Here is a 17,470-nt window from a genome sequence, read left to right on the forward strand (position 1 = left end):
AATAAGTGATATGCGAAGAAAAATAGCTTTTAAGCCCATTACATTACTCTTACTTTTAATAACCTTCTTGTCCTATGGAAAAGATAGTGACCAACACGGTGACTCTAAAAAGGACAAAAAAACGGAGATAAAGGAATATATTCAACATCACTTACAAGATTCCTACGATTTTAGTTTAACATCTTATACCAAAGAAAACGGTGAACACGTTTATGTTGGTTTTCCATTACCAGTTATCTTATGGGATAATGGATTAAAGGTGTTTTCATCATCAAAATTCCATCATGGAGAAACGGTTGCTGAGGTTGATGGCAATTATTACAAACAACACCATGCTAAAATTTATAAGGTTGACGGACCGGACGGAAAAATTATTGAAGATGAACATCATCATGCAACCAATGTAAAACCATTAGATTTTTCAATTACCAAAAATGTATTTGTTATTTTCTTAGTCGGTGTGTTAATGTTCTTCTTATTTAGAGGGTTGGCTAAATCTTACGCAAATAATAACGGAATTGCCAAAGGTGCTGGAAGATTTTTCGAACCAATTGTATTGTATATTAGAGATGATATTGCAATTCCCAATATTGGTGAAAAGAAATACAAAAGATACATGCCATACTTATTAACCGTATTTTTCTTTGTATGGTTTATCAATATGTTAGGATTAACGCCGTTGGGTGTAAACGTCACCAACAGTATATCTGTAACGGTTGCCTTAGCATTAATTACGTTTTTGATCACAAATTTTACAGGAACAAAAGATTACTGGAAACATATTTTCGATCCATTAGGCGACTCTATGCCTTGGATAGCTAAAATTCCATTATACATAATATTAATACCAATTGAGGTATTAGGGATTTTCATTAAGCCATTTTCATTATTAATTCGTTTGTATGCAAATATTAAAGCAGGACATATTGTATTAATGAGTTTAATTGGGTTGATGTTTTTGTTCAAGAGTTGGTTAGGGAGCCCATTATCATTTGGTTTAGCCTTCGCAATTTCTTTAATTGAATTATTGGTAGCATTGTTACAGGCGTATATCTTTACAATGTTGTCAGCACTTTATTTCGGTTTTGCAGCCGAAACTCATGACCATGCAGAAGAGCATGATGGTGAGGTGCAACATTTATAAGAGTATTAATTTTTAAATATATATATTATGGAAATTCCAGTAATGGTAGGTGCAGGTTTAGTAGTAATTGGAGTAGGTATTGGTATTGGTAAAATTGGTGGTTCAGCTATGGAAGCTATCGCTCGTCAACCAGAATCATACGGAAAGATTCAAACTGCTATGCTTATTGCAGCTGCATTAATTGAAGGTATTGGGTTTGCTGCATTATTTGCAGTATAAACTAAACACTTTAGAAGTAACCTTGTAACGGTTGGTTGCAAGGTTACTTTGATTTAAAAATTAAAAAACATAATAGAGTAAACACATTATGGAAAAATTATTAGAAGAATTTTCGATTGGATTGTTTTTTTGGCAAACAGTATTGTTTTTGGCATTGTTATTCTTACTAAGGAAATTTGCTTGGAAACCAATTTTAAATGCTGTTAACGAAAGAGAAGAAGGTATTAAAAATGCATTGGACTCTGCTGAAAAAGCAAAGTTAGAAATGGAAAATCTTCAAGCTGATAATCAAAAATTATTAAAGGAAGCAAGAGCAGAGCGTGAGGTAATGTTGAAGGAAGCAAGAGATATCAAAAACAAAATGATTGAAGATGCTAAAGGTGAAGCTCAAACAGAAGCAAATAAAATGATTACACAAGCACAAGCTGCGATTGAAAGTGAAAAGAAAGCAGCTATTGCCGAGTTAAAATCGCAAGTCGCTGATTTATCATTAGAGATTGCCGAAAAAGTAGTGCGTACTGAATTATCTAACAAAGACAAACAATTAAAATTGGTTGAAACGATGTTAGGTGAAAAATCATTAAACTAAGTTATAATGGCGGGAGCAAGAGCAGCAATACGTTACGCAAAAGCATTATTGAGTTTAGCATCAGATCAGAAAGCAGCAGATGTTGTAAATAAGGATATGAAGTTAATCGTTAATACTTTAGCTGAAAGTAAAGATTTAAGCGAAGCACTTCAAAGTCCTGTAATTCCTTCTACAGTAAAAAAAGCGACATTATTAGAGGTTTTTAAAAAATCTAATAAAACAACTTTAGGTTTAATTGATACTTTAGTAGCTAATAACAGAATCGATATTTTAAACGATGTGGCTTTAAAATACAATCAGTTATTTGATGAATCCAAAGGAATTGAATTGGCAACAGTTACTACAGCAGTAGAATTATCAGCAGATTTAAAGAAGAAGGTTTTAGCAAAAGCAAAAGAACTTACAGGAAAAAAAGTTGAGGTAGAAAACATTATAGATGAAAGCATTTTAGGTGGTTTCATTTTACGTATAGGAGATGTGCAGTATAACGCAAGTGTTGCAAATCAACTAAACAAATTAAAACAAGAATTTACATTAAATTAAAAAGACGTTTCTCTACCGCGTTTCTAACGTCTAGAGTCTAAAAGTCTAAATACTTAAAAGAGATGGCAGAAGTAAAACCAGCTGAAATATCAGCAATCTTAAAAAAACAACTTTCAGGTTTTGAGGCTAGTGCTTCATTGGATGAAGTTGGAACTGTATTAACTGTAGGTGACGGTATTGTTCGTGCTTACGGATTAGCTAACGCTCAATATGGTGAGTTAGTTGAATTCGATGGCGGATTAGAAGGAATTGTACTTAACCTTGAAGAAGATAACGTAGGTATCGTATTATTAGGTGGATCTGTTGGTATCAAAGAAGGTTCTACAGTTAAACGTACTAATCGTATCGCTTCTGTTAAAGTAGGTGAAGGTATTGTTGGACGTGTTGTGGATACATTAGGTAACCCAATTGATGGTAAAGGACCAATAACTGGTAAAACTTACGAAATGCCTCTAGAGCGTAAAGCGCCTGGAGTTATTTTCCGTGAGCCAGTAACTGAGCCATTACAAACAGGTATCAAATCTATCGACGCAATGATTCCTGTAGGTCGAGGTCAACGTGAGTTGGTTATTGGTGACCGTCAAACTGGTAAAACCGCCGTTTGTATTGATACCATCTTAAATCAAAAAGAATTTTACGATGCAGGCGAGCCTGTATATTGTATATATGTTGCTGTAGGTCAAAAGGCTTCAACAGTAGCTTTAATTGCTAAAACATTAGAAGAAAAAGGCGCATTAGCTTATACTACAATCGTAGCCGCAAATGCATCAGATCCTGCTGCAATGCAAGTTTATGCACCGTTTACAGGAGCTTCTATTGGAGAATATTTTAGAGATACTGGCCGTCCAGCATTAATTATCTACGACGATTTATCTAAACAAGCCGTTGCTTACCGTGAGGTATCTTTATTATTGCGTCGTCCACCAGGACGTGAGGCATATCCAGGGGATGTTTTCTACTTACACTCTAGATTATTAGAGCGTTCTGCAAAAGTTATCAACGATGATAATATTGCTAAAGACATGAACGATTTGCCTGATTCATTAAAACCATTAGTAAAAGGTGGAGGCTCTTTAACAGCTTTACCAATTATTGAAACACAAGCGGGAGACGTTTCTGCATATATTCCAACAAACGTAATTTCGATTACAGATGGACAAATCTTTTTAGATGGTGATTTATTTAACTCTGGTGTTCGTCCAGCAATTAACGTAGGTATTTCGGTATCTCGTGTTGGGGGTAATGCTCAGATTAAATCTATGAAGAAAGTCGCAGGTACTTTAAAATTAGATCAAGCACAATTCCGTGAGTTAGAAGCTTTCGCGAAGTTTGGTTCAGATTTAGATGCCGTTACTTTAAACGTAATTGAAAAAGGTAAGCGTAACGTTGAGATTTTAAAACAAGCTCAAAATGACCCGTTTACAGTCGAAGATCAAGTAGCTATTATTTATGCTGGTTCAAAGAACTTATTAAGAGATGTTCCTGTTGAAAAAGTAAAAGAATTTGAAAGAGATTTTATTGAATTCTTAAAAGCTAAACATGCAGGTGTACTTAGTACATTAAAAGCAGGAAAATTAACTGATGAAGTTACAGATACATTAACAGCTGTAGCAAAAGATTTATCAGGGAAATATAGAGCTTAAAAAGCTTAAAATTAATGTCACTCTGAGACGCAGTCGAAGAGTCTTTATAAAAATAAAGAATGGCTAATCTTAAAGAAATACGTAACAGAATATCTTCGGTATCTTCAACGATGCAGATTACCAGTGCCATGAAAATGGTATCTGCTGCAAAGTTAAAGAAGGCACAAGATGCTATCACAGCAATGCGCCCTTACGCAGATAAGTTAACTGAGCTTTTGCAAAGCTTGAGCGCCACTTTAGATGCAGATTCTGGAAGTGCATATTCTGAACAACGGGAATTAAAGAAAGTACTTATTGTGCCTATTACTTCTAACAGAGGTTTGGCTGGTGCGTTTAATTCAAACATCATTAAAGAAGTTAGCAGACTAACTAAAGAAACGTATGCTAATCAAGAGGTTTATTACTTGGCTATTGGTAAAAAAGCAAATGATGCTTTTAAAAAGACCAACAACGTTATAGCTAATAAAAGTGAGATCTACGATGACTTAACATTTAACAATGTTGCTGAAATCGCTCAACTTTTAATGGATAAGTTTGTTGCCGGTGAGTTTGATAAAATTGAAATTGTTTACAACAAATTCAAAAATGCAGCAACTCAAATAGTTATGACCGAGCAATTTTTACCAATTGTTCCTGATGAAGGAGAAGCCAATGGTAATACCGATTATATTTTTGAGCCATCAAAATTAGAAATCGTTGAAGAATTAATTCCTAAGTCATTAAAAACACAATTGTATAAAGGTATTAGAGATTCTTTTGCATCTGAACATGGTGCACGTATGACTGCAATGCACAAAGCAACAGATAACGCAACAGAGTTAAGAGATCAATTGAAGTTAACTTATAACAAAGCACGTCAAGCAGCTATTACCAATGAAATCCTTGAGATTGTTGGCGGAGCTGAGGCTTTGAATAACTAGTAAATACCTGCGATGGCAGTCCTGAAACTTCGGGATTAGTTAAAAAGATATATCAGACCCTTCAGGTTTTTAAAACCTGAAGGGTCTTTTGATTTTGCAAAATATATCAAATATATACCTAAAACTTATCTTTGGTTAACTTGTGCTAAAAACGTATTTTTAGCGGCATAAAAAACCAATCATTGAGCGCATTCAAGTCACTATTTAAACAAACTTTTATCTATGGTTTAGCTACAGTGCTTCCTAGAATGTTGAACTTTTTATTGGTTAGATTGCATACCGATGAAAGTGTTTTAAAATCAGTTTCAGATTACGGCGATGTTTCCCTGATATTTTCTTATTTCGTATTATTTAATGTCATTTTAGCCTACGGAATGGAAACCGCTTTTTTTAGGTTTTTCAATAAGGAAGATGACAAATCCAAAGTTGTTGGCACTTCTTGTATTTCATTAATTATAACCTCTTTTAGCTTTTTTGTTTTAGCATTGATTTTTCAGAATCAGATTGCAAACTTTATCGATATAAAGGTAGAATACATCAACGTAGTTATCTGGATTTTACTTTTAGATGCACTAGTTATCATCCCCTTTGCCTGGTTACGTGCTAAAGCAAGACCAATAAAGTATTCAGTTATTAAAATACTGAATGTTGTTATTAATTTGGGTCTAAACCTGTTTTTGCTGCTGTGGTTAAAAGATTTAGCATCTGAATCATCAATATTTAAAACCATTTACAGACCAAATTTCGAGATTAACTACATATTCATAGCTAATTTGGCAGCTAGTGCGGTAACATTATTGCTGATGCTTCCTTTTTATTTTAAAGTGAAATTTGTATTCAATAAAAAACTTTGGAAACAGATGATGCAATATGCGTTTCCAGTTCTTATTGCTGGTTTGGCATTTTCAATAAATGAAACTTTCGACCGCATTTTATTGGATAAATTATTGCCAGAAGACATTGCCAAAACTGAAATTGGTATGTACTCTGCCTGTTATAAATTGGCAATGTTCATGACGTTATTTGCAACGGCATATCGATTAGGAATTGAACCTTTCTTTTTTAGTCATGCTAAAACCGAAAACCCTCAAAAGAATTATGCCAAAATTTTAGAATATTTTGTCATTTTTGGTTCTGGTATTTTACTAACAGTTATTGTTTTTGCCGATGTTTTAAAAGTGATTTTTATTGGAGATGAAGCTTATTGGAAAGCCATGTGGATTGTTCCATTTATTTTATTGGCCAATTTTTGTTTAGGTATTTACCATAATCTTTCGGTTTGGTATAAAATAACAGATAGAACAAAATTTGGAGCGTATATTTCAGTATTTGGAGCTTTATTGACGTTAGGCTTAAACTTTTGGCTAGTTCCGGTTATAAGCTATAAAGGGTCTGCTATAGCAACCTTAACGGCTTATGCATCCATGATGCTATTATCGTATTATTTTGGAAGAAAATATTATCCAATACCTTATAATCTAAAAAAAATAGGCATGTATTTGATGCTCTCAATAACACTTTCAATTTTATCATTTTATCAATTTAGAGGTAATTATATTATAGGAATATCGATGTTAATCGTATTTTTGGGAATCGTTTATTTTTCAGAAAGAAATGAAATAAAACAGTTGTTAAAAAAATAACATGCAAATAAAAATCATAAACAAATCCAATCACGATTTACCGCACTATGAAACCATAGCTTCAGCAGGAATGGATTTACGTGCCAACATATCGGAATCAAGAATTTTAAAACCATTAGAACGCAGTATTGTAGGGACAGGACTATTTATAGAATTGCCTATTGGAATAGAAGCCCAAGTACGTCCCAGAAGTGGTTTAGCAGCTAAAAAAGGCATTACAGTACTAAATGCTCCAGGAACTATTGATGCTGATTATAGAGGCGAAATAGGAGTGATTTTGGTTAATCTTTCAAATGAAGATTTTACTATAAATAATGGCGAGCGTATAGCTCAATTAGTTATTGCAAAGCATGAGCGAGCGGAATGGGAAGAAGTAAAAACACTTTCTGAAACAGACAGAGGCGAAGGCGGGTTTGGAAGTACAGGTGTGAAGTAAGAAATATGTCAGGTTGAGCGCAGTCGAAACCTAATTGAAATAAATATTTTAGTATTAAAAAGATTCCCTTCTCCAAGGGAATGACAAATAGAAAATAAATGAAAATAATAGTACCAATGGCAGGACGAGGTTCTCGTTTACGCCCACACAGTTTAACAGTACCAAAACCATTAATTCCGGTAGCGGGACAACCAATTGTACACCGATTGGTAAAAGATATTGCCAAAGTTTTAAAACAGCCCATTGAGGAAATAGCCTTTGTTTTAGGCGATCCAGCGTGGTTTGGAGATGAGGTGGTTTCTAGTTTAGAAAAATTAGCAACAGATTTAGGCGCAAAAGCGTCTATTTACCGTCAAGATAAACCGCTTGGAACAGGTCATGCTATTATGTGTGCTGAACCATCACTTTCAGGCCCTGCGGTTATTGCTTATGCGGATACCTTGATAAGAGCGGAATTTGATTTAGACCCTGATGCTGATAGTGTCATTTGGACAAAACAAGTGGACAATCCTGAAGCTTATGGTGTCGTTAAGTTAAATGATAATGATGAAATTGTTGAGCTAGTTGAAAAACCAGAAACTTTTGTTAGTGATCAAGCTGTAATTGGGATTTATTATTTTAAAGATGTTGCGGTTTTAAAAGGAAAACTACAAGAAATACTGGATAAAAACGTTATGAATGGTGGCGAATACCAAATTAACGATGGTATTAAGCGCATGATGGCAGATGGTAAAATTTTTAAAACAGGAACGGTCGATGAATGGATGGACTGCGGAAACAAAGCCATTACTATTGAAACGAATCAGCGCATGTTAGGGTTTTTAGAATCTGATGGCGAGGAACAATTAGTGGCATCTTCAGCTAAATTGGAGAATTCTAATATTATAGAACCTTGTTTTGTTGGCGAAAATGTAGTACTGAAAAATACAACTATAGGGCCTTTTGTTTCCGTTGGAAATGGTACTTTTATTGAAAACTCAATCATTGAAAACAGTTTAATTCAAACGAATTCTGAAATAAAAAATGCGAAATTGAACAATGCTATGATTGGTAATAACGTTAAATATAATGGCGAGTTTACCAGTATTAGCATAGGAGATTATTCGGTTTTGGAGTAAAAAATTATTTGTAAATTTATGTATATCGTACTCTATTCATTTAAAGTAATACCTAAGCACGTTGATACATTTATCAAAGGCTGGAAGGGTTTAACAAATTTAATTTATAAGTACGAAGGTAGTTTGGGGTCACGGTTGCACAAAAAAAACCACCTAGAATATATTGCTTACGCACAATGGCCAAATAAAAATATTTTTGAAGCTTCTGGAGGAAATTTACCCAAAGAAGCCAATAAATATAGAGATTTGATGAGAACTTCTTGTGATAAAATTGAAATTATCCATAAACTTGATGTTGTTGAAGATTTACTTGCTAAAAATTTAAAGGATTAAAAAGAAACTTTACATATTCATTTTTCTCTTCGGATTATTACTTATTCCGCAGATAAATTATGCCCAAGTAGATTTCAATAAAACACCCGATGACGATTTAGGAATTGTAGAAGATAAATTCCAAGAGTTCTTTTTTGAAGCGCTTAAACAAAAAGGCATTGAGAATTACCAACGCTCTATAGATGCGTTATTGCAATGTGTGGACATCGATAAATCGCCAGCAATATTATATTTTGAGTTGGGGAAAAATTATATGAAACTCAAAAATTTTGGTGCTGCGGAAGACGCTTTTAAGGAGGCTGTAAATAAATCGCCCGATAATGAGTGGTATTTAGATGAACTTTACGGGTATTATGTGTCGCAAAACGATTTAAAAAAAGCCCTCAAAACGGTGCAGCAACTGGTAAAATACCATCCAGATTATAAGGAAGATTTGGCATCGTTGTATTTGAAGATGGAAAAATTTGATGATGCGCTTGAGATTTTGGATGAATTGGATGCTTCTTTTGGGGTTTCAGCGTCGCGAGATATCATGCGAAACAGAATTTATAAAGTTACTGGGAGAGCCGAAGAACAAATTGAAAACTTAGAATCTCGAATCGATAACAATCCAGATAAGGAATCTAATTATTTGGCGTTAATTTTTAGGTATAGTGAACAAAACGACAAAGAAAAAGCATTTGAAACTGCAAAGGAATTATTAAAAATTAATCCGAATTCTCAAATAGCACATTTAGCCCTTTATAAATTTTATTTGGATGATGATAATACTGAAGAGGCCATAAAATCCATGAAAATTGTGGTTAAGAGTCATGAAATTAAACCCGATGCAAAAGTTAAAGTACTTTCGGATTTTGTGAATTTTGTTAAAAAGAATCCGCAATACGAACAGGATTTAATAGAAGCCACAACCTTACTTGATGGAAAAACGGATGCCAAGACGCTTTCAGATCTAGGATTGTATTATTTAAATAAAGGCGAAGGACAGAAAGCTTTAAACTATTTTCAAGATGCATTAAAATTAGATGGAGATAACTTCAATATTTTAAAACATGTATTATTGCTGCATATTGATTTGAAACAATTTGATAGAGCAGAAACAAAAAGCGAAAGTGCTATTCAAACATATCCTGCGCAACCATTGTTTTATTTAATAAATGGGGTTGCTTTAAATGAACTGAACAGACCTAATGAAGCTATAGAAACATTAGAATCAGGATTGGATTGGATTGTTGATGATGCTAAAATGGAAACCGATTTTTATAAACAATTGGCACAGGCTTATACCGCATTGAACAATACTGCCAAATCAAAATCGTTTATGGATAAGGCAAATGCGCTTAAATCAAAAATAGTCGATTAATAAAACTTAAAATGTTGACCTACAAAACATATCTCTCTGTACTTTTCTTATCAATTACACTTGCTTTAACAGGTTGTAAATCCTCGAAAACGATTTCCGAAGGCGATAAAAATTTTAGACTTTCTGCAAAACAACTCATTAAGGAGAACGCCAGAAAATCCCCAGATTTTAAAACATTACAATCTAAATTAAAGATCACCTATTCCGAAGGCGAAAAAAGACATTCCCATACGGTGAGTTATCGCATGCAGAAAGATGAGGTGCTTTGGATGAGTGCTACATTCGGCGTTATAAGAGCTAAAATAACACCTAAAACTGTTGCTTTTTATAACAAGCTGGACAATACTTATTTTGAAGGCGATTTTGAATACTTTAGCAAGTTATTGGGTACTGATTTAAACTTTGAAAGGGTTCAAAATATTATTTTAGGTGAAGCATTGTTCAATTTAAAAGATGAATCCTATAAAGTATCTGTCCATGAAGGTAGTTATCTATTACAACCTAAAAATCAGCGTACACTTTTTGAAATATTTTTTCTGTTGAATCCTTCACATTATAAAGTGAAGTCGCAACAACTGTCGCAAATTACAGAACAAAGACACTTACAAATCGATTATTTAACACATCAAGAAGTAGATACCCAAGTGTTGCCAGAACATATAAAGGTTATTGCGGTTGAAGGTACCGACGAGATGATTGCAGAACTCGAATTCAAATCTGTCTCTTTGAATGAAGATTTAAGATTTCCTTTTAAAATACCATCAGGTTTTAAGAAGATAGAACTATAATGCAGTCTAGAAATAATATATTGAAATTTCTTTTTTTAGGACTTCTTTTTTTGAGTTTTAGTCATTCTGGTTTTAGTCAGAATGATAAACAAAAACAACTGGAAACGCGCAGACAGGAATTACGTCGGGAGATTCAAAAAATTAATGCCTTACGTGCTGAAAACAAGTCGAAAGAGAAATCCGAGTTATCACAAATTGAAGACTTCAATTATAAAATTAGTGTTTTAAATAACCTGATTAAGGTTACCAACCAGCAGGCTAATTTATTAACACGGGAAATCAATAACAATCAAAAGCAGATTACCGATCTTAGAAATGAGTTAAAGTTGCTCAAAGAAGATTATGCGGCTATGATCGTGAAATCCTATAAGAGCAGGAATCAACAAAGTAGGATTATGTTTTTGCTGTCCTCAAACGATTTTAAGCAAGGTTATAAGCGCTTGCAGTATATGAAACAATATACAAATCATCAGAAACAGCAAGGTGAAACCATTAAGTCTAAAACTGCCGAATTACAACAAATCAACAAAGATTTACTAGTTCAAAAAGAAGACAAGCAGAAACTAATTGTTGAGAACAGAACCACGCAAAAGACTTTAGAGAAAGAACGCGCACAACATCAATCATTAATGGCTTCCATTAGGAAGAATTTAAGTAAATATGCCTCTCAAATAAAAGCGAAACAAAGAGAAGCTGATAGAATAGATAGAGAAATAGAGCGTATTATTAAAGCAGCTATTGCTTCATCTAGAAAAAAATCTGGGACTAAAACCACGTCTAGCACATCTACGTTTTCGCTTACTGCTGAAGAAAAGGTTTTAGCTAGTAATTTTGTATCTAATAAAGGGAAACTGCCATGGCCAGTAGAGAAAGGTTTTGTGAAGTTAGGTTACGGCACACAACGCTCGCCAGTTGACAGGTCGTTAACTATTAAGAGCAATGGTGTGCGTATTGCTACGGAAAAAGGTACAAAAGCTCGTGCAGTATTTGAAGGTGTGGTAAGCAGAATTATTCTGATAAAAAACGCCAATCCTATCGTTATGATTCGCCATGGAAACTACATCACAGCTTATAAAAACTTGGGTAAGGTCTCAGTAAAAGAAGGCGATAAAGTATCTACAAAACAAGAAATTGGGGAAGTGTTTACAAACCCAACTACAGGAGAAACCATACTTAACTTTATTGTTTTTAAAGACTTACAAACGCAAAACCCTGCCAGTTGGATTTATAAGATGTGACACAAGTGTCATCCTGTCTCGAAGCTTCAGGACTTCAATCCTTAACGCAGAGATTCGTCTTAAATAAATATTTACGCGAAAACAGTTTTTTTTTGATTACAATCTAGTAACCACATAACCACGTTTCGTCTTTCTATAATGATTCCCATTCCAGAAATAATAGCGTTTCCCTTTTACTTTTACAATTTTGTAATGTTTGGGAGGTGTTTTAATTACCGTTACCGAAGCAGGTCTGGTAACTACTCTAGTAGCGCATGACGATAAACTCATCATACAAATAGCGGATAATAAAATAACAAAAGTTCTCATAGTATTAAGATTTTTGGGTTTACTATAAGACTTAGGTAATAGCAAAAGGTTTAATTGAAGTGATTCGAAAGCACTAAAACTTGTACATTTAGAACTCATTTCAGAATGAGAAACGGAACGTTTTTTAATTTGTCCCTAGCTTAATCAAACAACGCTTTTAACTCAGTAGCCTCATTTGGTTTTATTTTTCCAGCTAACAGAAGACTCAATTGTTTTCTACGTAAAGCAGCATTAAAACGTTCTTTTTCAATTGCAGTTTCAGGTGTTACTTCAGGAACTTTTACTGGGCGACCTGTTTCATCAACAGCCACAAAGGTATAAATAGCTTCGTTGGCTTTTGTTCTCGCTCCAGATTCCCTGTCTTCCATCCAAACATCAATATAAATTTCCATAGAGGTGTTAAAAGCACGCGACACTTTAGCTTCAACGGTAACAACACTTCCAAGAGGAACGGCACGATTAAAAGCCACATGATTTACCGATGCGGTAACTACAATGCGTCTGCTATGACGCCTAGCAGAAATACTCGCTGCACGATCCATGCGTGCTAATAATTCGCCACCAAATAAATTGTTTAACGGGTTGGTTTCACTAGGTAAAACCATATCGGTCATTGTAGTTTTAGATTGTTCTGGAGTCTTTGCTTTCATCTATAAATTTTGATGTGGCAAAGTTACGTATTAAAGGAGTAAAGTAAGATGTAATTTTTTGTTAATCTAGTCTAGTTTTTTAACCAACAACCAAGCATCTTTATTATGCGTTTTTTTGATGTTTCTTAAAGCTTTTAGCGCATCAAGTCTGCCCTCATAACTTGCATAAACCACTTGGTGTAAGCCATATTTATTGGCGCCGATTTTACGAGCGCTAAAACCATCCTGTTTTAATTGAGATACTTTTTTATCACAATTTTCCTCAACTCTAAAAGCTCCAGCTACAATATGATAATTGCCCGTTTGTTTGGTAACATTAAGCGTAATTGCAGGTAATGGATTTAAGCTAAACGTAGCTTCTTGAATTCTAGTTTCAAGTTGTTGGGTGGCTTGCTCTTGTGCTAATTGGTTATGGGTTTCAATAGTATCCACATAATATTTAGAAGCTCCAACACCACCAAGCATCAAAGCAATTAAAGCAACGGCAGCGTATTTTAAATAGCCTCTATTTTTACGTTTTTCAGGTGTGAATGTAATTGGAACTACTTTTTCAACAGCTTCAACTTTTTCTTTGTAAACCTCACGAGTCACTTCTGTAGATTCAAACTGTGATAAACCAAAAGCATCCGTTAAATAATTTAGATTATAAGAAGGCTCAAAAACAATTTTCCCTTCGGTATTAAAAATAATTTCGCCTATGTTATTGAAAGTAATTGTTTCACCTTGGGTTAAATAAGATTTTAGGGTTTTTACACGTTTTTTAATCTTTTTATTGGCAACCTCAAACGGGAGTTTTTCAACATCAGCAATATAACGCGCTAACAAACCATCATTTTTTTGTATTTGTTCGTTAAACGAAATGATTTTTTTTGGCGGGTAAAACGTATTGTTTTCTATATTGATTGTAGCAGATTGTCGTTCAGATAAAAAGGCACCAAAGTCAGGCACAATAACACATTCATATCTATAAAGTAAATCGCTGATGTAGGTTTCCAGTTGCATAAAGCAAATTTAAAAAAATATGGTTTTGATTAAATTTTTCACATAACTACTTATTAACAATGTAAACCTTTTTTATGTAAAACGTGATATTCCCACAAAAGCGGAAAACCATATGTGCAAAATATTTCTTTTCTTGTAAGAGAATTAAATTTTAAGATGACGGAAAACGATTTGCTTTATACCTTGGCATTACAACATGCATCAAAAGTTGGGGATATTACAGCTAAAAAATTAATAGGACATTGTGGTTCTGCGGAAGCGGTATTAAAAGAGAAAAAACAAAATTTGCTTAAAATTGATGGTATTGGCGAATTCGTTTTAAACGGATTGTTCGGAAAAAATCATTTAGCTGATGCTGAAAAGGAATTAGATTTTATCAAGGCGGAAAATATAAAAGTATCTTATTTTAGGGACGTGGATTATCCGGAGAAACTAAAACATTGTATTGATGGCCCTATTTTGTTATTTCAAACCGGGAATATTGATTTAAATAAACAACACATTATCAGCATTGTCGGCACTCGAAAAATTACAACAAACGGGATTGCTTTTTGTGAAAAACTAATAGAAACTTTAAAGCCCTATGATCCAATTATAGTATCGGGTTTCGCTTATGGCACAGATATTACTGCACATAAAAATGCGATAAAACACAATTTGCAAACCATTGGGTGTTTAGCACACGGATTGAATCAAATTTATCCAAAAGTCCATAAAAAATACATGGTAGATGTGGAGAAAAATGGTGGTTTTTTCTCTGATTTTTGGAGTACCGATACCTTTGATAAAAACAATTTTTTAAAACGAAACAGAATTATTGCTGGTTTAAGTGAAGCTACAATTGTTATAGAATCTGCCGAAAAAGGAGGAAGTTTGGTTACTGCCGATATTGCTCATTCTTATAATAGAGATGTGTTTGCGGTGCCTGGACGCACAACCGATCAATTGAGCATTGGTTGCAATAATCTTATAAAGCACCAAAAAGCCCATATGATGTCCACGCCTTTGGATGTGCCATATATTTTGAATTGGCAATTGGAAGACAAAGAAAAACCTGCCATACAAAAACAACTTTTTGTTGAATTGGATGCTACCGAAAAAATAATCTATAATTACTTAAAAGACAACGAAAAACAGCAATTGGATGTCATTGCTTTAAATTGTGAAATGCCCATTTTTAAAGTGTCAGGAACGTTGTTGAATATGGAGTTAAAGGGTGTTGTAAGACCGCTTCCCGGGAAGTTGTTTGAGGTTATTTAGTTGGGATATCAGACCTTTCAGGTTTTAAAAACCTGAAAGGTCTCAAAAAAATAGTAATGGGTTTACAATTTGAAAAAATTATAGGAAAACCACTCAACCGATATCTTTCGATTAAGATCCCTGCCTTCGCAGGAATCAATACCCAACCTTAGTCCGAACCCTGCTTAAAACACCATCAGCAACAATTCTGGCCTTTTCAGCACCAACTAAAAGTGCTTTATCAATGTCGCCAAGATTGCTCATATAATAATTGTAACGCTCACGAGGTTCAGCAAATTTCTCTAAAATTAATTCGTATAAGGCTTGTTTTGCATGTCCATAACCATAACCACCGTTTTCGTAATTGGCTTTCATTTCAGCAATTTGAGCATCAGTTGCCAATAAATTATAAATAGCAAAACAATTACAGGTTTTCCAATTTTTTGGGTCTTCTAGTGGCGTGCTGTCTGTTTTAATGGACATAATTTGCTTACGCAATTTTTTATCCGCCAAAAAAATATTGATGGTATTGTTTCGGCTTTTACTCATTTTTTCACCATCGGTACCGGGAACCAACATGGTGTTTTCTTGAATTTTCCCTTCGGGCAATACAAAAGTATCTCCCACTTGTGCGTGAAAACGAGACGCTACATCACGCGTCATTTCGATATGTTGTAATTGATCTTTACCTACGGGAATAATGTTGGCGTCATACAATAGAATATCGGCGGCCATTAGCATAGGGTAGAAAAATAATCCTGAATTCACATCTTCCAATCTATCTGCTTTATCTTTAAAACTATGAGCTAAAGTTAAACGTTGGTATGGAAAAAAACAGCTTAAATACCATGACAACTCAGTTACTTGCGGAATATCACTCTGTCTGTAAAACACGGTTTTTTCAATATCCAATCCAAAGGCTAACCAAGTAGCTGCGGTAGAATAGGTGTTTTCGCGTAACGTTGCGGCATCCTTAATTTGAGTCAACGTGTGCAAATTTGCTATAAATAAGTAGGAATCGTTTTTAGGATTTTCAGCCATTTTAATAGCTGGCATAATTGCGCCTAAAATATTTCCTAAATGTGGTGTTCCTGTACTTTGTATGCCCGTGAGTATTCTTGCCATAATATTACCTGCGGAGGCAGGTATCTCTTTAATTAATATTCAATACTAATATTTGCGAAAGCAAAGGTAATCGATTTCGTAAAAATCCTCAATACAATTACGTATTTTTGGCAGGAATGATAGTTTTTAAGTATATATTCTGGTTACTCTACCGCATTTGGTTTTACATTCTTGTGGGTTTGCCCATCTTGATTTTGTTGCCCGTGCTTTTAATATCCATATCCAAAGAATCTTGGTACCCTTTCTTTTTTAAAATTGCTCGCTTTTGGGCCAAGTTTATTTTGATAGGTATGGGGTTTAAATACAGCATAGAACGAGAGCAAGTCCCAGAAAAGGATAAGAGCTATATGTTTATTGCGAACCATACTTCGATGGCAGATATTATGTTGATGTTAGTAGCTGTAAAAAATCCTTTTGTGTTTGTTGGAAAAAAGGAGCTGACTAAAATTCCGCTTTTCGGCTTTTTTTATAAGCGCACTTGTATTGTGGTTGACAGAAGTTCTGCAAAAAGCCGACATGCTGTTTTTTTAAGAGCACAAAGACGACTGAAACAAGGGTTGAGCATTTGTATTTTTCCTGAAGGAGGTGTGCCCGAAGAACATATTATGCTTGATGAATTTAAAGATGGTGCGTTCCGATTGGCAATAAACCATCAAATACCAATTGTACCCATGACGTTTGCTGATAATAAAAAACGATTTTCCTATACTTTTTTTAGTGGAAGTCCTGGGAAAATGCGAGCCAAGATTCATAAATTTATTGAAACCAAAGGGCTGACTATTGAAAATACGAGGGCTTTGAATGATAGGTCTAAAGAGATTATTTTAGAGCAGTTAAGAGTTTTTAGAAGCTATTGAGTTTGATGTTTCAGAAGTAATATTTTTCTACATTTTATCTGTGTCAAAACCATAAGCCTTACAAATTGATTAAAAATGTAAGAAAAAAAATTGTCAATTGTTTTTTTTTTTTTTTAGTTTTGAAATGTTGGACATAGGTTTTGGGTTATTTAAGAAGTCTCCCAGAAAAAGTGTAAAACAAAAGTTGTTGCAACACAACTAGCGCTAGTTTTTTATTTTCTCTAAAAAAAATTTAATGGTAAAAAAAATGACTTCTTAACATAAATGACTTCTTAATTTTTTAGACTTCTAAAACAACTGTTTTATTAATT

Annotated in this window: 19 protein-coding genes; 15 read left to right on the forward strand and 4 right to left on the reverse strand. The window is 34.0% G+C overall.

What is annotated here, in order from left to right:
- The first annotated feature begins 10 nt into the window (after positions 1-10).
- The 13 genes from atpB (at position 11) to ABXQ82_RS01535 (ending at position 11,977) form a co-directional block, all read left to right on the forward strand.
- A complete protein-coding gene (atpB, locus tag ABXQ82_RS01475) occupies positions 11-1,144 on the forward strand; it encodes a F0F1 ATP synthase subunit A (RefSeq protein ID WP_367053813.1) in 1,134 nt (377 codons plus the stop codon).
- A gap of 27 nt (positions 1,145-1,171) precedes the next feature.
- Positions 1,172-1,363, forward strand: coding sequence for an ATP synthase F0 subunit C (atpE, locus tag ABXQ82_RS01480; RefSeq protein ID WP_033959615.1), 192 nt, complete (start codon positions 1,172-1,174; stop codon positions 1,361-1,363).
- An 88-nt stretch (positions 1,364-1,451) separates the two neighbouring features.
- Positions 1,452-1,952 (forward strand): F0F1 ATP synthase subunit B, encoded by a 501-nt coding sequence (locus ABXQ82_RS01485; protein ID WP_367053816.1) that lies wholly within the window; start codon positions 1,452-1,454, stop codon positions 1,950-1,952.
- A gap of 6 nt (positions 1,953-1,958) precedes the next feature.
- Entirely contained in the window at positions 1,959-2,495 is a 537-nt protein-coding gene (atpH, locus tag ABXQ82_RS01490) for an ATP synthase F1 subunit delta (protein WP_367053819.1), read from the forward strand.
- Positions 2,496-2,557: 62 nt separating this feature from the next.
- Positions 2,558-4,138: a F0F1 ATP synthase subunit alpha gene (gene atpA, locus ABXQ82_RS01495; RefSeq protein ID WP_367053822.1), complete on the forward strand. Its 1,581-nt coding sequence runs from the start codon at positions 2,558-2,560 to the stop codon at positions 4,136-4,138.
- Positions 4,139-4,197: 59 nt separating this feature from the next.
- Entirely contained in the window at positions 4,198-5,058 is an 861-nt protein-coding gene (gene atpG / locus ABXQ82_RS01500; RefSeq protein ID WP_367053825.1) for an ATP synthase F1 subunit gamma, read from the forward strand.
- A gap of 182 nt (positions 5,059-5,240) precedes the next feature.
- Positions 5,241-6,701: a polysaccharide biosynthesis C-terminal domain-containing protein gene (locus ABXQ82_RS01505; protein ID WP_367053828.1), complete on the forward strand. Its 1,461-nt coding sequence runs from the start codon at positions 5,241-5,243 to the stop codon at positions 6,699-6,701.
- A gap of 1 nt (position 6,702) precedes the next feature.
- Positions 6,703-7,137: a dUTP diphosphatase gene (gene dut, locus ABXQ82_RS01510; protein WP_367053831.1), complete on the forward strand. Its 435-nt coding sequence runs from the start codon at positions 6,703-6,705 to the stop codon at positions 7,135-7,137.
- A 98-nt stretch (positions 7,138-7,235) separates the two neighbouring features.
- Positions 7,236-8,255, forward strand: a complete 1,020-nt coding sequence (locus ABXQ82_RS01515; RefSeq protein ID WP_367053833.1) for a sugar phosphate nucleotidyltransferase — start codon at positions 7,236-7,238, stop codon at positions 8,253-8,255.
- Positions 8,256-8,273: 18 nt separating this feature from the next.
- Positions 8,274-8,588, forward strand: coding sequence for a hypothetical protein (locus ABXQ82_RS01520; protein ID WP_367053836.1), 315 nt, complete (start codon positions 8,274-8,276; stop codon positions 8,586-8,588).
- A gap of 52 nt (positions 8,589-8,640) precedes the next feature.
- Entirely contained in the window at positions 8,641-9,951 is a 1,311-nt protein-coding gene (locus tag ABXQ82_RS01525; RefSeq protein ID WP_367054023.1) for a tetratricopeptide repeat protein, read from the forward strand.
- An 11-nt stretch (positions 9,952-9,962) separates the two neighbouring features.
- The gene (locus ABXQ82_RS01530) at positions 9,963-10,739 is read left to right on the forward strand and encodes a DUF4292 domain-containing protein (protein ID WP_367053838.1); all 777 of its coding nucleotides are present in this window, start codon (positions 9,963-9,965) and stop codon (positions 10,737-10,739) included.
- Positions 10,740-10,759: 20 nt separating this feature from the next.
- On the forward strand, positions 10,760-11,977 hold the full coding sequence (locus tag ABXQ82_RS01535) for a peptidoglycan DD-metalloendopeptidase family protein (protein WP_367053840.1): 1,218 nt from the start codon (positions 10,760-10,762) through the stop codon (positions 11,975-11,977).
- A gap of 96 nt (positions 11,978-12,073) precedes the next feature.
- On the opposite strand, the gene ABXQ82_RS01540 is transcribed toward ABXQ82_RS01535, so the two are convergent.
- The 3 genes from ABXQ82_RS01540 to ABXQ82_RS01550 form a co-directional block, all read right to left on the reverse strand.
- Positions 12,074-12,286: a DUF6515 family protein gene (locus ABXQ82_RS01540; protein ID WP_367053843.1), complete on the reverse strand. Its 213-nt coding sequence runs from the start codon at positions 12,284-12,286 to the stop codon at positions 12,074-12,076.
- A gap of 140 nt (positions 12,287-12,426) precedes the next feature.
- Entirely contained in the window at positions 12,427-12,936 is a 510-nt protein-coding gene (locus ABXQ82_RS01545; RefSeq protein WP_367053845.1) for an acyl-CoA thioesterase, read from the reverse strand.
- A gap of 66 nt (positions 12,937-13,002) precedes the next feature.
- On the reverse strand, positions 13,003-13,938 hold the full coding sequence (locus ABXQ82_RS01550; protein WP_367053847.1) for an SPOR domain-containing protein: 936 nt from the start codon (positions 13,936-13,938) through the stop codon (positions 13,003-13,005).
- Positions 13,939-14,094: 156 nt separating this feature from the next.
- Between ABXQ82_RS01550 and dprA the strand changes: the two genes are divergently transcribed.
- On the forward strand, positions 14,095-15,198 hold the full coding sequence (dprA, locus tag ABXQ82_RS01555; protein WP_367053850.1) for a DNA-processing protein DprA: 1,104 nt from the start codon (positions 14,095-14,097) through the stop codon (positions 15,196-15,198).
- Positions 15,199-15,333: 135 nt separating this feature from the next.
- Here dprA and trpS read toward each other — a convergent pair whose 3' ends face one another.
- Complete coding sequence (trpS, locus tag ABXQ82_RS01560) at positions 15,334-16,302, reverse strand: tryptophan--tRNA ligase (RefSeq protein WP_367053852.1); 969 nt, start codon at positions 16,300-16,302, stop codon at positions 15,334-15,336.
- Between the two features lie 116 nt (positions 16,303-16,418).
- Between trpS and ABXQ82_RS01565 the strand changes: the two genes are divergently transcribed.
- On the forward strand, positions 16,419-17,159 hold the full coding sequence (locus tag ABXQ82_RS01565) for a lysophospholipid acyltransferase family protein (RefSeq protein WP_367053855.1): 741 nt from the start codon (positions 16,419-16,421) through the stop codon (positions 17,157-17,159).
- Positions 17,160-17,470: the final 311 nt, after the last annotated feature.

It is taken from the genome of Algibacter sp. 2305UL17-15, assembly GCF_040720935.1.
In the GTDB taxonomy this organism is placed as follows: Bacteria; Bacteroidota; Bacteroidia; order Flavobacteriales; family Flavobacteriaceae; genus Jejuia.

Bases quoted from the DNA above. Each gene is read 5' to 3' on its own strand.
- atpE (WP_033959615.1), top strand. From the start codon at position 1,172: ATGGAAATTCCAGTAATGGTAGGTGCAGGTTTAGTAGTAATTGGAGTA.
- dprA (WP_367053850.1), top strand. From the start codon at position 14,095: ATGACGGAAAACGATTTGCTTTATACCTTGGCATTACAACATGCATCA.
- ABXQ82_RS01540 (WP_367053843.1), bottom strand. From the start codon at position 12,286: ATGAGAACTTTTGTTATTTTATTATCCGCTATTTGTATGATGAGTTTA.
- ABXQ82_RS01545 (WP_367053845.1), bottom strand. From the start codon at position 12,936: ATGAAAGCAAAGACTCCAGAACAATCTAAAACTACAATGACCGATATG.
- atpG (WP_367053825.1), top strand. From the start codon at position 4,198: ATGGCTAATCTTAAAGAAATACGTAACAGAATATCTTCGGTATCTTCA.
- ABXQ82_RS01520 (WP_367053836.1), top strand. From the start codon at position 8,274: ATGTATATCGTACTCTATTCATTTAAAGTAATACCTAAGCACGTTGAT.
- trpS (WP_367053852.1), bottom strand. From the start codon at position 16,302: ATGGCAAGAATACTCACGGGCATACAAAGTACAGGAACACCACATTTA.
- ABXQ82_RS01565 (WP_367053855.1), top strand. From the start codon at position 16,419: ATGATAGTTTTTAAGTATATATTCTGGTTACTCTACCGCATTTGGTTT.
- atpB (WP_367053813.1), top strand. From the start codon at position 11: ATGCGAAGAAAAATAGCTTTTAAGCCCATTACATTACTCTTACTTTTA.
- ABXQ82_RS01530 (WP_367053838.1), top strand. From the start codon at position 9,963: ATGTTGACCTACAAAACATATCTCTCTGTACTTTTCTTATCAATTACA.
- dut (WP_367053831.1), top strand. From the start codon at position 6,703: ATGCAAATAAAAATCATAAACAAATCCAATCACGATTTACCGCACTAT.
- ABXQ82_RS01485 (WP_367053816.1), top strand. From the start codon at position 1,452: ATGGAAAAATTATTAGAAGAATTTTCGATTGGATTGTTTTTTTGGCAA.
- atpH (WP_367053819.1), top strand. From the start codon at position 1,959: ATGGCGGGAGCAAGAGCAGCAATACGTTACGCAAAAGCATTATTGAGT.
- atpA (WP_367053822.1), top strand. From the start codon at position 2,558: ATGGCAGAAGTAAAACCAGCTGAAATATCAGCAATCTTAAAAAAACAA.
- ABXQ82_RS01550 (WP_367053847.1), bottom strand. From the start codon at position 13,938: ATGCAACTGGAAACCTACATCAGCGATTTACTTTATAGATATGAATGT.
- ABXQ82_RS01515 (WP_367053833.1), top strand. From the start codon at position 7,236: ATGAAAATAATAGTACCAATGGCAGGACGAGGTTCTCGTTTACGCCCA.